16 protein-coding genes are annotated in these 14,282 nt (G+C 43.3%); 5 read left to right on the top strand and 11 right to left on the bottom strand.

Translation table 11 applies throughout. The features are described from left to right. Positions 1 to 17 precede the first annotated feature (17 nt). Positions 18 to 983 (bottom strand): dTDP-4-dehydrorhamnose reductase, encoded by a 966-nt coding sequence (gene rfbD / locus PKF022_RS01385; RefSeq protein ID WP_281776906.1) that lies wholly within the window; start codon positions 981 to 983, stop codon positions 18 to 20. A 1-nt stretch (position 984) separates the two neighbouring features. Next, a complete protein-coding gene (rfbB, locus tag PKF022_RS01380) occupies positions 985 to 2,043 on the bottom strand; it encodes a dTDP-glucose 4,6-dehydratase (RefSeq protein WP_281776905.1) in 1,059 nt (352 codons plus the stop codon). A 140-nt stretch (positions 2,044 to 2,183) separates the two neighbouring features. Here rfbB and PKF022_RS01375 point away from each other — a divergent pair, with 140 nt between their 5' ends. The 3 genes from PKF022_RS01375 to PKF022_RS01365 are packed head-to-tail and all read left to right on the top strand — an operon-like array spanning position 2,184 to position 4,690. Continuing rightward, complete coding sequence (locus PKF022_RS01375) at positions 2,184 to 2,969, top strand: DUF6492 family protein (RefSeq protein ID WP_281776904.1); 786 nt, start codon at positions 2,184 to 2,186, stop codon at positions 2,967 to 2,969. Further along, positions 2,956 to 3,717 carry a hypothetical protein gene (locus tag PKF022_RS01370; RefSeq protein ID WP_281776903.1) on the top strand — a complete coding sequence of 254 codons (762 nt, stop codon included), beginning with the start codon at positions 2,956 to 2,958 and terminating at the stop codon, positions 3,715 to 3,717. The genes PKF022_RS01375 and PKF022_RS01370 overlap by 14 nt, the downstream gene beginning before the upstream one ends. A 25-nt stretch (positions 3,718 to 3,742) precedes the next feature. Further along, positions 3,743 to 4,690: a hypothetical protein gene (locus tag PKF022_RS01365; RefSeq protein ID WP_281776902.1), complete on the top strand. Its 948-nt coding sequence runs from the start codon at positions 3,743 to 3,745 to the stop codon at positions 4,688 to 4,690. Here the strand turns inward: PKF022_RS01365 and PKF022_RS01360 are convergent. After that, positions 4,687 to 5,181, bottom strand: coding sequence for a hypothetical protein (locus PKF022_RS01360; RefSeq protein WP_281776901.1), 495 nt, complete (start codon positions 5,179 to 5,181; stop codon positions 4,687 to 4,689). The two genes, PKF022_RS01365 and PKF022_RS01360, sit on opposite strands and share 4 nt — an antisense overlap. A gap of 372 nt (positions 5,182 to 5,553) precedes the next feature. On the opposite strand from PKF022_RS01360, the gene PKF022_RS01355 reads away from it, so the two are divergent. Further along, positions 5,554 to 6,327: a glycosyltransferase family A protein gene (locus tag PKF022_RS01355; protein ID WP_281776900.1), complete on the top strand. Its 774-nt coding sequence runs from the start codon at positions 5,554 to 5,556 to the stop codon at positions 6,325 to 6,327. Between the two features lie 7 nt (positions 6,328 to 6,334). On the opposite strand, the gene PKF022_RS01350 is transcribed toward PKF022_RS01355, so the two are convergent. The 8 genes from PKF022_RS01350 to PKF022_RS01315 all read right to left on the bottom strand — a co-directional run bounded on the left by PKF022_RS01350 (position 6,335) and on the right by PKF022_RS01315 (position 12,578). Then, positions 6,335 to 7,066, bottom strand: a complete 732-nt coding sequence (locus tag PKF022_RS01350) for a glycosyltransferase family 25 protein (protein ID WP_281776899.1) — start codon at positions 7,064 to 7,066, stop codon at positions 6,335 to 6,337. A gap of 9 nt (positions 7,067 to 7,075) precedes the next feature. Further along, positions 7,076 to 7,978 (bottom strand): DUF6492 family protein, encoded by a 903-nt coding sequence (locus PKF022_RS01345; protein WP_281776898.1) that lies wholly within the window; start codon positions 7,976 to 7,978, stop codon positions 7,076 to 7,078. Then, the gene (locus PKF022_RS01340; protein ID WP_281776897.1) at positions 7,975 to 9,315 is read right to left on the bottom strand and encodes a hypothetical protein; all 1,341 of its coding nucleotides are present in this window, start codon (positions 9,313 to 9,315) and stop codon (positions 7,975 to 7,977) included. Before PKF022_RS01340 ends, PKF022_RS01345 begins: the two co-directional genes overlap by 4 nt. Before the next feature lie 40 nt (positions 9,316 to 9,355). After that, entirely contained in the window at positions 9,356 to 10,303 is a 948-nt protein-coding gene (locus tag PKF022_RS01335) for an aspartate carbamoyltransferase catalytic subunit (protein ID WP_281776896.1), read from the bottom strand. Then, the gene (gene pyrR, locus PKF022_RS01330) at positions 10,303 to 10,803 is read right to left on the bottom strand and encodes a bifunctional pyr operon transcriptional regulator/uracil phosphoribosyltransferase PyrR (protein WP_281776895.1); all 501 of its coding nucleotides are present in this window, start codon (positions 10,801 to 10,803) and stop codon (positions 10,303 to 10,305) included. Before pyrR ends, PKF022_RS01335 begins: the two co-directional genes overlap by 1 nt. A 27-nt stretch (positions 10,804 to 10,830) precedes the next feature. Next, on the bottom strand, positions 10,831 to 11,247 hold the full coding sequence (gene ruvX / locus PKF022_RS01325; protein WP_281776894.1) for a Holliday junction resolvase RuvX: 417 nt from the start codon (positions 11,245 to 11,247) through the stop codon (positions 10,831 to 10,833). Then, complete coding sequence (locus PKF022_RS01320; protein ID WP_281777451.1) at positions 11,240 to 11,779, bottom strand: YqgE/AlgH family protein; 540 nt, start codon at positions 11,777 to 11,779, stop codon at positions 11,240 to 11,242. Before PKF022_RS01320 ends, ruvX begins: the two co-directional genes overlap by 8 nt. A 127-nt stretch (positions 11,780 to 11,906) precedes the next feature. After that, complete coding sequence (locus PKF022_RS01315; protein ID WP_281776893.1) at positions 11,907 to 12,578, bottom strand: YdcF family protein; 672 nt, start codon at positions 12,576 to 12,578, stop codon at positions 11,907 to 11,909. Between the two features lie 214 nt (positions 12,579 to 12,792). Between PKF022_RS01315 and PKF022_RS01310 the strand changes: the two genes are divergently transcribed. Beyond that, the gene (locus tag PKF022_RS01310) at positions 12,793 to 14,265 is read left to right on the top strand and encodes a deoxyribodipyrimidine photo-lyase (RefSeq protein ID WP_281776892.1); all 1,473 of its coding nucleotides are present in this window, start codon (positions 12,793 to 12,795) and stop codon (positions 14,263 to 14,265) included. Positions 14,266 to 14,282: the final 17 nt, after the last annotated feature.

The following is a 14,282-nucleotide window of genomic DNA, read 5'->3' as shown; positions in this document are numbered from 1 at the left end:
CTGTTGTTTCAGAACGCCTAAATAAGCCCACCAGAAGCAAGCTTGCGAATGTAATCATGAACCATTAGCTCCCAGCCTATAAAGCCTGGGAACTGGATAGACTCATTATAAGTATCTGATGCTGCCAAAGCAGTCTTGAGCTTATCGGTGGACATCCTTGAATTCATCGGGCGAGGAGCCGGCAAAGGGTATTCATCTGTTGAAATTGCCCGAACCCCATCTGGGCGCACCGTCAATTGAACGCCAGCCTCAAGGGCAGCATTGACAACATAAGAGGCTAAACCATGCCAAGTGGTCTCTCCAGAGGGTACGGCATGATAAATACCTGATCGAAATGCTTTAATCTCGCCACACTCATTCAAGACCAGACTCAAGCTCGCTTTGGCCAGCCACTCAGCACTTGTAGGCGCCCCATACTGATCCGCAATAATATTGAGCTGATCTCGTTCTTTCGCTAAACGCAAAATTGTGCGAATGAAGTTTGCACCATCGCCGTAGACCCAGCTGGTTCTAAAAATGGCGTATTGCCCTTGAGTAGAAGTCGCAAATATTTTTGCGATAGCCTCTTCGCCTGCAGCCTTACTTTTGCCATAGACTCCAAGGGGATTACGTAAATCATCCTCTAAATAAAAGCCATACTTCTCACCATCAAATACATAATCCGTTGAGTAATGCAAAAGACAGGCATTATTACTAGCAGCAAACTGCGCCATCAGCTCAGGCGCCCTTGCATTAATTGCACATGCAAGGTCAGATTCAGACTCAGCCTTATCTACTGCCGTATAGGCAGAGGCATTAATAATCAGATTTGGCTGATAACTTTCAAGCAAATGAAGAAGATTCGCTGAATTTGCGAGATCGCACTCAGATCGACCCACAAATTGGATGCCTGGTTTTTCAGAAAAGATGGGGATCTCTTCGTTCAGTAAAGTCTTGAAGGCTTTGCCCAGCTGTCCATCTTTGCCAAAAACAAGAATTCTCATATTAGCTATATTGCTTCTCAACCCAGTCGCGATAGGAGCCGCTAACCACCCCGTCAATCCAGGCGGGGTTATCTAAATACCACTGTACCGTCTTGAGAATACCCGTATCAAAGGTTTCTGCTGGACGCCAGCCAAGATCACGCTCTACCTTGCTGGCATCAATGGCGTAGCGACGATCGTGACCTGGGCGGTCTTTCACGTAAGTGATTTGCTCTGTATAGCTCCTACCGTCAGCACGAGGCTTAAGCTCATCCAAAATAGCGCAGATGGTTTTCACAACATCAATATTGGCTTTTTCATTCCACCCACCAATGTTGTAGGTCTCGCCCAATTTACCTTTAGCCAATACTTCACGAATTGCCGAGCAGTGGTCGCCCACATAGAGCCAATCCCGAATCTGTTGACCATCACCATAAATTGGCAATGGCTTGCTATTGAGGGCATTCAAAATCACTAACGGAATTAATTTTTCCGGGAAGTGATAAGGGCCATAGTTATTAGAGCAGTTTGTAGTTACCACTGGGAAACCATAGGTATGAAACCAAGCCCGCACCAGATGGTCTGAGGCCGCCTTAGAAGCAGAGTAAGGACTATTAGGTTCGTAAGGATTTTTTTCCGTAAAAGCAGGCTCAGTCAAAGAAAGTGAACCATACACTTCATCAGTTGATACATGATGGAAACGAAACTCTTCCTTGGCTTTTCCTTCGAGAGTATTCCAAAATTCACGCGCGCACTCTAATAAATTAAATGTACCAACAATATTTGTCTCAACGAAATCTGCAGGCCCATGAATAGATCGATCCACATGACTCTCTGCCGCAAAATTCACAATCGCATGCGGTTTATGTTCTTTTAATAATTTAGTGACTAGCTCCTTGTCGCCAATATCGCCGCGGATAAATATATGGCGAGCATCATCCTTTAATGGTTCCAGGGTAGCAAGATTACCAGCGTAAGTTAATTTATCAAGATTTACAATGCCCTCGGCACCTGGATTAGCCAGCCAATCCAAGACGAAATTGCCCCCAATAAAACCCGCACCGCCAGTTACTAAAATCATAGTTAATTACCTAAACATTAAGGTTTATCATTCAAATTATGCCTTATAAACCCACCTCAATTAACAAGCTGATTTCAGTTTGCTGCCTAAAAGATATTGAGGCATGGGAAATCACTTCGGGCTTCATGATTCAGAATATTTTGGCCAATGAGTATCACGTCATCGTCCCTGACCATGAAATCTCAGAATTTGTAAAAAAGTCGCCGCAGCAATTTCAAGTAATCGGCGAGTCTCGTTATACAGAACAATTTCGAGATCAATTATTAAAACTACTTCCGGATGATAAAAAAAGTCAATTTGGCTGGTATCTACAACAATTTATTAAGTTACTTGCCATTAAAGATAACAATGCTGATTCGATTGTGTTGATATGGGATGCAGATACGGCCCCAATTAAAAAATTAGAGTTTATTAGCGTCGATGGAAAACTCATCTATTACAAGAGTAGCGAAAATCACAGCCCCTATTTCGACACGATTTTGAAGCTTACAGGCTTGATAAAAATTGTTTCCTTCTCCTTTATTGCGCAGTGCTTCCCTATTAAGGTTGCATGGTTGAATGAATTTTGCTCAACTTTAGAAGAGAAATTTAAACTACCCTGGGTTGACGCTATTTTGAGTCAGATTGACTTTCATGCTCCAAATAGTTTTAGTGAATATGAAACTTTGGGCACATATATCTCCCATCATCATGCTAATGAGATTAGCTTTTCAGACAGACCATGGTGGCGGCTGGGCAATACACTGCTTAATCATGTTGCTTTCTTGAGCCCTAAAAAGGCAAAAGACCTATCCAAACAATATGACTTTATTAGCTTTGAGAAGTGGGAAAGAGCGAAACCTTACTTCTTCAAGGTAAGCTTGCCGTACTTCTTTAAAATCTACTTACCCTCCCTATTTAAAAAGAATCATCATGGCAATCTTTAACGCCTTTCACCAATCTAATATCAAGCGGGCTCTAAAAAATTTATTTACTCCCCGAAAAAAAAATGTCGTCTTAATAGAGGCGCATTTTGGATTGGGTGACAACTTAATCTGTCTAGGCCTGATTCGCACTATTGCTGAAGGAAACCCAGATACACGCTATCACCTAGCTTGTCTACCGCAATACTTTCATTCCATTTCCTGGATGTTGCAAAGCTCGAAAAACGTTTTTCCAACTGTCGTAACAAGTGGTCGTGAAGCAAGGCAATTAGCAAATTTTCTCAATGCGACTTATCAAACAGTTGGTATCAACAATATTGATATCAAACGATTCGATGAATCATTCTATGAAGAATATGAAGTGCCCTTTGAATATCGCTGGAGCAAGTCTTCTGCCCCAGCTGGGCCGCTTTCTGAAGAGTTATTTAAAAAACTCAATCCCCAGAATGATCCATACATGCTGGTCTGTAGAACGGAGTCTGGAAACAATACATACCCATTGAAAATTGATAACCCAACCAATTTAAAAGTTATCGAAATTTTCCCAGCTACCCATAATATTTACGATTGGACTAAATTGGTTGAGGATGCCAATGAAATTCATTCTATTGATACTTCATTTCTCCATTTCGTAGAAAATGTTTTAAATGGGAAAATGGATAAGCCTTTGTACTACCATCTTGCTAAGAAAAAACTGAAAAGCGCATTCACAAGAAAATTACCATGGGTGCTTGTTGAATATGAAGACTAAATCAATATCTCATTAAATTGATTAAATGAAATCTATTAAGATCGCCACGAATGGCGTACCTCACGACTACCAATCGAGCTTACTACCCCATGTCATTAACAGCATGGGGTACCCAATAGAATGGGTAAAACCTGAAGCAGCAGAGCTATTGATCATCGGACCCTTTGCAGATAAAAATAATAAAGTCCATCGCTGGTGCCCAAAGCCTCTACGACCTCTGGTTGACAAAGCCATAGAGTCCACCAAGAGCAAAAGAAAAAACCAAGCCTTGACACTTTTTCATACGCAAGAAAATGAGAGGCATGACTACCTCCCAGCTGATTACGCCATCTCTTTTGATTTAGGCGTTCAGTCAATCAATCATTTCAGACTCCCCTACTGGATGGAAATGTTGGATTGGTCTCATGAGGGGGTAACGGGGAATACCAACCCAAGATACGGCGAGCTTCTCAAAATATCGACCTTAATGTTGCCGCTGGGAGATCGCTTTCTACAGCGGGGTGGATCCTGTGCCCTACTATCGTCTCATCTGAGGGAGCCTAGAGGCACACTATTCTCGGCGCTAGGGAAGATCGCACCAACCCAGGGCTTTGGTGCTTTTTTTAACAAGGATATTAAAAACCATCATTCCAGTGGCTTTCTTAAGCGAGATATTCTGAATGATTTTTCTTATAACCTGTGTCCTGAAAATGGCTTGTATCCAGGCTATTACACCGAGAAAATTCCAGAGGCGTTTCACTCTGGATGCCTGCCAATCACTTGGGCTGATGAAAATATTCGAGCTGATTTCAATCCAGATGCTTTCTTAAATTTGCTACCCCACTTTAAGAATAACTTTCGGGATTTTTCCGATATCTTTTCAAGTAAAGAAAAAATGGAGTCTTTTCAATCGCAGTCTTTACTCACAAAAATGCCTAGCATTGAGCGCCTGAAGCAATTCCTTAGCCATATTTTGAGTGATGCTAAGAGCTAAACTGATGGTGATCGAGCCTTCGTCAGTTGGTCATTAAAAGCTGACCAGTCAAAGCCTGGGGCTAAGGCAGTATCAACATGTGTTGTTAATCCTGGCACCGGCGACCAAAGCCGTATTTTCTTTTTGTATAGCTTTCTAAATAGCTTCCGATCCAGCAACATAAACTTTCTTGCAAATGGCTCCACTTTTGGCCGCATAGCCTCACTGATAGCAAAGGTGCAAGTAGTAGATTCCGCAGTGCGCCAATGGCGGTTACTAGCCTTATCAAAAATAATCATTTCTTTGCCAAAACTCAGATCGTCATCCCGCACATAACGATCTTCATGGTCATAACCCGTAACCAATCCCAGGCTGGGAAGCGCAAGTGCTATTAACTTAATGGATGCAGGCAAATGCAGGTAATCATCCTCCACAAAGTAGATGTCGCCAGTAATTTCTTTTGCTGCTTCATACGTAGCTAATAAGCTACCTTCATTACTGCATGCATTCACCTTGATAATCTTAAATTGGTCGGGTATAGCCCTAATGAGCTGCCCCTCCGGGCCATCATGAATAAAGGTTACACTGTTGATATAGTTTTTAGAAAGCTCTATAGAATCTAAAAATGATTTCAGGCAATTTAATTTTGAGAACCAAGGCAATCGCTTAGATCTAAATGGGGGCGCCATTTCAGCTTCGCAAAGTCTGTAGACTATATTAATCATTTGAATTTACCCAGAACCAGTTCAGAATAGCCTCATTCTACCCTCCTTAGCTAGCCCCATCAGAATATGTCTTCACCCTATCAGATTTTAAAAAAGCTCCACCGAAAACTCAGGACAAGCATTAAAGACAGATTGAGACCAGAGGTTTCTCAAAGAAAAGTGCGGTCATTTATCAGAAGTAAGCGGGGATTCTCTGCGCCTAATTTTTCTTTAGGCGCCAACCCATCTTTAGCAGTAGTCATACCTTGCTATGGACATGCGCCATTTTTAAAGGAGATGTTCGAGAGCATTCGCTTGCAAACCACCTCCCCTAATCAAGTTATATTTGTGGTTGATGACTCTCCAGACGACACTCTTCAGATTCTTGAAGGTTTGGTTGGGCATTATGCAAATGAAATGACGGCACAATTAATTATTCTTGAGAATGAGAAAAATTTAGGCCAGGCAGCCAGCCTCAATAAGGCAATTGAATATTCAAATACTGATCTCATCATGATTCTCAATGATGATGACTATTTAATGCATGACAGCATTGAAGTTGCTTTCACAATATTTAAAAAATATCCGGGCGCTGCTCTACTTGGTGGGCATGCCCTGCATTTTGGTGGCGATGATTTGAAATCGCTACCAAAATTTATTCAATCCATTTGTCCAGTCGGTAATATTGAAATCGACTTAAGAACACCCGAGCTAGTAGCGGCGTATCAAAAATATAATGACATTAATATGACGCACTCTGGAAGCTGCTTTTTTAAGTCAGCTTGGGAAGTCATTGGCGGATACTACCCCGATAAATCCCAGAGACTGGTTCACTTCTCAGATAGGGATTTCCAGCTAAGAATGAATGCTTTGTTTCCAGTAGCACTGAGTAACATTACTCCATTAAGCTGCTGGAGAAATGATAGCAGCGTTGATCAAGGTGTCAATTCATAATTGACAATTACTTTGGAAACCAAGGCCTTGAGCTAATAAGACGATCGATAGCGCGGGCAACAGAGCGTAAACGTTTCCTAAGGCCTTTAATAGGCGCTCGCTCCGACCTATCATCAATGGTGGACTTCACTCTGGATATATCCACTGGATAAGGGCGAATAGCCAAAAATTCGAGTCCATGCTTACTCTGATGCTCTAAAAAATGGTCAGCTGGCTCGTAGATATCTCTTGATGACTCAATCAGAGTCTTGGCTACCTCAGGCTTCAACAAGTAAGCGGTTGCGCCAACTGCATCGCCTAAGTTCTTCACTAAATGGACTCCATCAAGAATCAGCAACTCTTGATAAGGCACTTCATAGAGGCCTTGTAGCCTCACAAAATCCCAGGCATTGGTATTGTGGAGAAGGCTATGTATGACGCTCTCAAATTCAGGCAAGAGAACAAAGTCATCTTCAAATACGAGTGTTGGAATATTTTCGGCGACACATTGCTTCCAAGCCTTTTTATGGGATAGATAGCAACCAATTTCATTAAGGGTAAGCGGATAGCCCTGAAGCAGCTTGACCATGAGTGGGCGATACTCTTCAGGCGGCTCAGTCAATGCAGAGCCATCAACAGCATCTAAAAAAGTCCATGGAAACGAAATCTTTTGCAACTCTTCTTTAACTTTTGCCCGTCTATCAGTTGAACGACTTAGTGAAATAACTAATATCTGCAAGGGTAATGCATTGAGTGACATTGTTTTACCCTAGCAATAACTTTGCAAATAACGCATAAATCGCTTTAGGCGTTTATTGGCGCGAGATAGTAATGACTTTTCTGGTGCACCAAAATCCATAGAAGAATCCCAATTGGACTGGTAAATAACGCCTAGATAATTTTTAGCCAAACTTGACTGTGACTCACCCATTCTTTGCAGCAGATAAAAATGCCAATCGTAGTAATAGATACGAAACATTTGCTCTATAGGATAAAGAGGTATGGCCTGAAACTTTAAGAGCGCTTCAAGATACAGCAACGTCTCAGGATGATCATTGGTAGAAATATCCCAAAAGGTAAGCCCTTGAGGAATCAAAAATTGCTCATCTAACGAGCGCCAGACTTTGGCAGACCAGATAAATGGCGGGCACGGACAATAGTAGTTGGGGCCCTTTCTTCCAAATAAATCTTTTAGGCGATTGCCCTCTCTCACTAAATTCTCTACGACTTTGGAATGCTTTCGATTGCTGGCTAATTGAAAAAATTCTTTATTTTGGTAGATCACCGTGTAAGGAATTTGGTCCTGCGCAAGAAAGTCATCGCGGCCAAAATTTTTAATAAAGACACAATCCGAATCAAGGCATACATAATTTTCTGAAATTCCTAACCTCCAAAACTCAGACTTAATTGCTTGCTGCGCCAATGAACCCGATCTGGTTTTCTCAATTCCTGGGCTAACTCTTGGGTTTGCCGAGACAATAGACTCATCAGAAACCCACTGATACTTAGCATCTGAACCAAGGAGGTCTTTTAATTCCTGAAACTGATCTGCAGGCGTAGAGATATAAAAAGGAATTTGATCTACGTTATATTTCTCTACCGACTTAAGCAAGCGCTTTAGGCGCAAAAAGTCTCTTCGGTAGGATTTACAGTAGAGAACGATATCCTTCAAATGCTTTCCTTATCTTTTTGGACTTCAGAAAGTATTTTAAACACTGCCTGATCAACTCCTAGCGGAAGCCATTTTGGCTCAATTAGCCGGCGCTCCCGCCAGTCTAACCAGATTCTTTCAAGCGCCATCGCAATTCCTGCCTCATCACCCTCATGACTCAGGTAGGCGCCACGCCCCGATAACATCTCGTCTAATTGTGGGTTGCGGTGGGTAATTCCCCAGATTGGACGTCCAGTCCAAAGGTATTCATAAAACTTAGAAGGAATATATTCAGCGCACCACTCATCATTACCATGAAGCAAAATTAAGACATCGGCTTCTTGCATTTTTTCAACGACACGCTCCCGACCAGACTTTCCAGTGGCAGGATCTTTTTCTAAGCGTCCATGGGCAATAACTACATCTTGATAATTAAACTGCTTTATTGCATCTTGGGTTAACTCATCTAGTGCCGCACCATATGCATGAACTCGAATCTTCTCGCGAGCCTGTGGATACTTCTGGAATAAAGCATGGAGTGCATTCAAAATAGTAGAAAGTGATCGATCTTTCGCTAAAGAGCCGGAGTGAGATAAATTCAATTTATCCGTATAAAGGTGCGTCTTGGCTGCATTCAAACCACCCGGAGGTTCTGCGCCTGGTAACACCATAAAACCATGTGCATTGCCTGGAGTATTTAAATTGGTATTACGTACCTTTGCATAGTGGACGGCGCCTTCGGTAAACCACCAGACAAAATCTGAAAACCGACTAATTTGTTTTTCAAGATATTGTCGAAACTGCGCATCACGATTTTTCGGTTTAGCAAGACCATCATCTACCGGGCTTTTACGAATTACCATTGGATCATGTATCTCAGCAATCCATTTGATGCCTGTTGATTTCTTAAGCCACAAACCCACAAGATGAGCAGACCATGCGCCCCCAGTGCTGTAAACAAGATCGATCTGACCAGCCCGTATTAACTTACGACCATGAATAAATGCGGGTAAGGCCCAAGACCATTGACTGGAATACCCAAGAATCAGCTTCTCTAGGCCAATTAATGGCGCCAGCAAAATTGACACTACTCCAGTCAATACTTTGTATAAAAGTCCACGACCATATTGATTTGCAACCCAATGGCGAAAATCAAACCGAAACGCAGCTGGGCCCCAAGCCAAAAACTGGCGATGCGGGAAACGGTGATCTTTGATTCCGGTAATGGCACTAAATACAATTGGCTTAATCCCCGCATCTAGTAGATAGGGAACTTTGTCTGTAATCGTCTGGCTGGCTGCGCGGCCATCCATATTGAAGCCATGCGACAGAATCAGCCAACGTTTTTCTGTCGTCATGGTATTTGATTAAACCCCATACAATTTAATCAGGCTGTAATTAATTGCCAGCAACAATCGACATCACAGCCATCCGCACTGCAATACCAAAGGTGACTTGATTCAAGATAACTGATTGTGGGCCGTCTGCTACAGCCGAATCAATCTCTACACCACGATTCATTGGGCCTGGATGCATCACAATTGCATCAGACTTTGCTAAGGCCAGCCGACCTGGCGTTAAACCATATTGCCTAAAGAAAGCATCGCCCTCAGGAACTTGACCGGCCTCCATACGCTCCTTCTGAATGCGCAGGGTCATCACCACATCAACATCCTTCAGGCCCTCTTCCATGGAATGGAATACTTTGACCCCTAACATATCCAAATCACTGGGCAACAAACTTTCAGGGCCGATCGCACGAATATCTTCGCAGCCTAAGGTTGTAAGAGCATGAATATTCGACTTGGCAACACGACTATGCACAATATCACCCACAATTGCCACCTTTAAGCCTTTGAAATTTTGCTTAAAGTGGCGCATCGTATACATGTCCAACAAGCCTTGGGTTGGATGCTGATGACTTCCATCGCCCGCATTCACAACGTGAACATGTGAAGGCACATGATTGGCTATTTCAATGGGTGCCTTAGAAACACTATGGCGTACTACAAAAATATCTGCCTGCATCGCAACTAAGTTGTCGATGGTGTCCAACAGACTTTCGCCTTTAGCGGTCGAAGAGGTAGAAATGTCTAAGTTAATAACATCGGCAGACAATCTCTTAGCGGCAATCTCAAAAGTTGTTCTCGTACGCGTAGAGTTTTCAAAGAATAAGTTAAATACACTTTTGCCGCGCAGTAAAGGAACCTTCTTAACCTCGCGCGCTGGATCGGTGACGCTGACGAACTGTTGAGCAGTATCGAGAATATGCAGAATTTGCTCTTTTGGTAGGCCTTCTAAAGTCAGAAGGTGAGTTAATTCACCAGCAGCATTAAATTGGTTCATCAAACTCGCTCCTCTAGCTGAAAGCTGAACTTACCGGCGTCATCTTTTTCTAATACCAAAATTTGTTGTTCAGGAACCTGTGCTTGCTCTGCCGCAAAATCGGCGCTCACTGGCAGCTCTCGCTTCCCACGATCTGCAAGCACCATTAATTCAACTTGAGCTGGTCGACCAAAATCGAATAACTCATTGAGAGCCGCTCTAACGGTTCTACCCGTTAACAAAACATCATCAATCAAAATCACATTTGCGCCATTGACATCAAATGGCAGATGGGTTGTCATAGTGCCAGCAGTGCGTAATGCAGTCATACCTTTTTCTGCGTAATCATCACGATGAAAGGCAACATTAATCACGCCATAGTGTGGTAAACCCAAATCTTTTGCCAAGCGTTCTGCAATCCATGCTCCGCCCATCGCCAGGCCAGCCAACTCAAAAGAACCGGTCTGCGATCTGTTGCGCAGATTGGCTAACAGCTTTTCATATAGCAGTTCAGCATTCATAATTTAGTTCCAACACCATTATTTCGTTTACTCAGCAAAATATTGCTCCAAAATTAGCACGGCAGAGTGCGCATCTAGATTGTCCCGCATCTGAGCATTGCCCTCTAAAACTGCTGATGTATATCTCTCGTCTACCCAGCTTACGGGCAAACCAAAGCGGCCATAAAGTTGATTGCCAAAGCGCTTAGCTTTAGAGGTCATTTCATGCTCAGCACCATCTGGATGCATGGGAAGTCCAACCACCAGCCGATTGGGGGCCCACTCCCCCAAAAGAAACTCTATTTCACGAAATAAGCCATCCGCATTGGGGGCGGCAATAGTCTTGAGGGGCTGGCCCAGTTTGGTCACGGTATTTCCAACCGCAACCCCTACCCGACGGAGGCCGTAATCAAAAGCCATCACAGTTCCTGGAACTGCAGCTGAATTAGCGCTCGACTTAAGCATGACCCGCCTCACCAGAAAGATGCGATAAATCAAAGCCCAGATGGCTCATAGTTTTTTCGTAGCGCTGACTGGGAGGTGTATTAAAAATAATTTCACTCATTTGCTCGCGCGAAAGCGGAACATTCATCCAACCATTTAAAGTAATTTCTTCCTCTAGTTGACCAGCACCCCAACCTGCGTAACCAAGAGTCATTAAAAATTTTCTGGGGCCATTACCTATAGCCACTGCCTCAAGCACATCCTTGGAAGTAGTCATGGTTAAGCCGCCAGGAATGATTAAAGAAGAGCTGTATGCAAGATTGGGGTTTGACTCGTGCAAAACAAAGCCACGTTCTACCTGGACTGGCCCCCCGAAATATACCGGCTGCTCCTGTAAGGGGACGATTTCTAATTTGAGTTCTATTTTGTCAAAAAGAGTAGCTAAATCAACTTCGGTAGGTCTATTCACTACCAGCCCCATCGCCCCTCTTTGGGTATGCTCAAAAAGATAGATTACAGAACCCGCAAAATTAGGATCCACCATGCCTGGCATTGCAATCAGAAATTGATTAGCCAAATGATCTGCGGAAAAAGCAATTATTGACTCTGGCGAAGGTGCTGTATCTGAAGCAGGGGGTGCTTTTTTAGCCGAGGTCATATGAGTCTATTTTACCGAATATCTAGATCTTTCCAGTAACCCAGTAACCCACAAGACCAATGACTTCATGCGCTAATTTATTCCAATTTTGAGCCCCATCCTCCAAATCAAACCTCCACCAATGGAGGGTATTGGCCGTTTGGTAATCCACCGGTACGGGAATGACTTGAATTCCCTGTTTCTGAAAAATTTTGACCGATCGGTACATATGGCTTGCTGAGGTTATTAAAAGCCAAGGCTTTGGTTGATCAGAATCGCTCTTAGAGCCATGTTCAGCAATCATAGGCTTCATGAAAAGGACGTTCTCATAAGTATTGCGGGACTGATTCTCATAGTGCGCCATAGCCTCATTAAGACTCTGCTCTTGAACAAGCTGTTTAAATGCCTCCGCTTCAGATAGGCCCTGAGGCAACAGACGTGCTGAGTAACCACTAAATATATAAGGAAGATCAGGGTATTTTCGGATGAGCTCGAATGCCTTAGTAACACGCTCAGCTGAAGAGTGGATGGAAATCTCCCCTCTATCGATTGAGATCTGCCCACCCTCAATTGCGCCGCCCAAAATAATGATCCCACCAATATCCTTTTCAGAAAACTGTGAAAGGGGCTTTTTGGGTACCGCATCTTCCATCGCCCTTAAAAAAACCTCCGCGCTCGGTATCCAGCCAACAAGTACCAGGTCGAGTAGTGCCAATAAAAGAAACCGCTTACAAAGCGCTGGCTTTCTGAGGTGTAAAAAAAGTAAGCTTAGGGGCAATAAGATCAAAAGCCAATTTAATGGCTCAATACAAAACTGCACCACATTCGCAAGAATAAAAAAGGTTGTATCCATCATCACCGTCGATATTAACCCGTCCTAGACTTTAGGCCTTCAGCACTTTGCCCCAATAAGCCCTAATATAGGGGCTATGCAAAAAGCTCTTGTTTGGCTCCGCCGCGACCTCCGCCTTTATGACAATGCCGCCCTTCACCACGCTCTCAAGGAATGTGGCCAGGTATGGCTTACTTTTATTTTTGATTCCGATATTCTTCAACCCCTATTGAAGGGCGAACTAGATACCAATGGGCTAAAGCACGACCGCCGGGTAGACTTTATTTGGCAGGGCATCAAGCAAATTGATGATGAGCTAAGAAAACAAGGCGGAGGGCTGATTGTCCGCTTTGGAAAGCCAACTCAATGTATTCCAGAAATTGCTAAAGAATTAGGTGTAAATACTGTCTTTACCAATCATGACTATGAACCCTCGGCTATTGAACGCGACGAAACTGTTAAAACAGCATTAGAAAAACAAGGAATTGGTTTTGAGACTTTTAAAGATCAAGTGATCTTTGAGAAGAAAGAAATTCTCACTAATTCGAATACTGTCTTTTCCATCTTTACACCTTACAAAAATAATTGGCTCAAAACGCTGCAAGAAAAAGATCTGGCAGCTTATTCATGCAAGGCAAAACCAGATCAATTTGCAGCCATTCCCAAAAAACTGAATGAGCCACTCCCCTCACTTAAGTCAATGGGCTTTTGCTCCACTGGTATTGAGAGCTATTTGCCACCTGGTTCAGAAGGTGGTCAAGCCTTTTTAAAGGATTTTCTATCCCGTATTGATCAATACCAAATTGGCAGAGACTTTCCTGCAATTAAAGGAGTGAGTTACCTCTCTACACACTTACGTTTTGGCATGCTCTCTATCCGCGGATTGGTGCGTGAAGCGCATCGCCGTATGCTAGCAGGTAGCATGGGCGCCACCATTTGGCTAAGCGAATTAATCTGGCGCGATTTCTATTTCATGATTCTGGCCAATCACCCTCGCCTTGCAAAAGGTGCGTCATTTAAACCCGACTACGATAATATTGCTTGGGAGAGTGGAGCTACAGCCAAAAAATTATTTACCGCTTGGTGTGAGGGCAAAACGGGTTACCCACTAGTTGACGCAGCCATGCATCAACTCAATCAAAGTGGCTATATGCACAATCGTCTGCGTATGGTCGTAGCCAGTTTTTTAACAAAAGATTTGGGCGTTGATTGGCGCTGGGGTGAGGCTTATTTTGCAGAACACCTCAATGACTTTGAACTATCTTCCAATAATGGTGGCTGGCAATGGGCTTCCTCGTCAGGCTGCGATGCTCAACCTTATTTTCGGATCTTTAATCCGATCACCCAATCAGAAAAATTTGATCCTGAGGGTAAGTTCATCAAACGCTATCTTCCTCAGCTAAGCAAGCTTTCCAAGAAGTCAATTCATGCCCCATGGAAGGCCGGCCATATTGAGCTAGAGGCTGCAGGCATTCTCATTGGAAGAGATTACCCCCTACCGATAGTGGATCACGATGAAGCACGCAAAAAGACTTTAGTGCGATATAGCGTTGTCAAAAAAATCGTCTAGCCCCTGCAATATCTTTG

Origin of the sequence: Polynucleobacter sp. KF022, assembly GCF_027924105.1 — a bacterium.
GTDB lineage: Bacteria > Pseudomonadota > Gammaproteobacteria > Burkholderiales > Burkholderiaceae > Polynucleobacter.
Note: the sequence above shows the minus strand (reverse complement) of the source record. Positions and strands in the feature narration are given on the sequence as shown.

Coding starts and splice junctions, on each gene's coding strand:
- rfbB (WP_281776905.1), bottom strand. CDS start 2,043: ATGATTTTAGTAACTGGCGGTGCGGGTTTTATTGGGGGCAATTTCGTC.
- PKF022_RS01350 (WP_281776899.1), bottom strand. CDS start 7,066: ATGTCACTCAATGCATTACCCTTGCAGATATTAGTTATTTCACTAAGT.
- rfbD (WP_281776906.1), bottom strand. CDS start 983: ATGAGAATTCTTGTTTTTGGCAAAGATGGACAGCTGGGCAAAGCCTTC.
- pyrR (WP_281776895.1), bottom strand. CDS start 10,803: ATGAATGCTGAACTGCTATATGAAAAGCTGTTAGCCAATCTGCGCAAC.
- PKF022_RS01335 (WP_281776896.1), bottom strand. CDS start 10,303: ATGAACCAATTTAATGCTGCTGGTGAATTAACTCACCTTCTGACTTTA.
- PKF022_RS01370 (WP_281776903.1), top strand. CDS start 2,956: ATGGCAATCTTTAACGCCTTTCACCAATCTAATATCAAGCGGGCTCTA.
- PKF022_RS01310 (WP_281776892.1), top strand. CDS start 12,793: ATGCAAAAAGCTCTTGTTTGGCTCCGCCGCGACCTCCGCCTTTATGAC.
- PKF022_RS01365 (WP_281776902.1), top strand. CDS start 3,743: ATGAAATCTATTAAGATCGCCACGAATGGCGTACCTCACGACTACCAA.
- ruvX (WP_281776894.1), bottom strand. CDS start 11,247: ATGCTTAAGTCGAGCGCTAATTCAGCTGCAGTTCCAGGAACTGTGATG.
- PKF022_RS01320 (WP_281777451.1), bottom strand. CDS start 11,779: ATGCCAGGCATGGTGGATCCTAATTTTGCGGGTTCTGTAATCTATCTT.
- PKF022_RS01340 (WP_281776897.1), bottom strand. CDS start 9,315: ATGACGACAGAAAAACGTTGGCTGATTCTGTCGCATGGCTTCAATATG.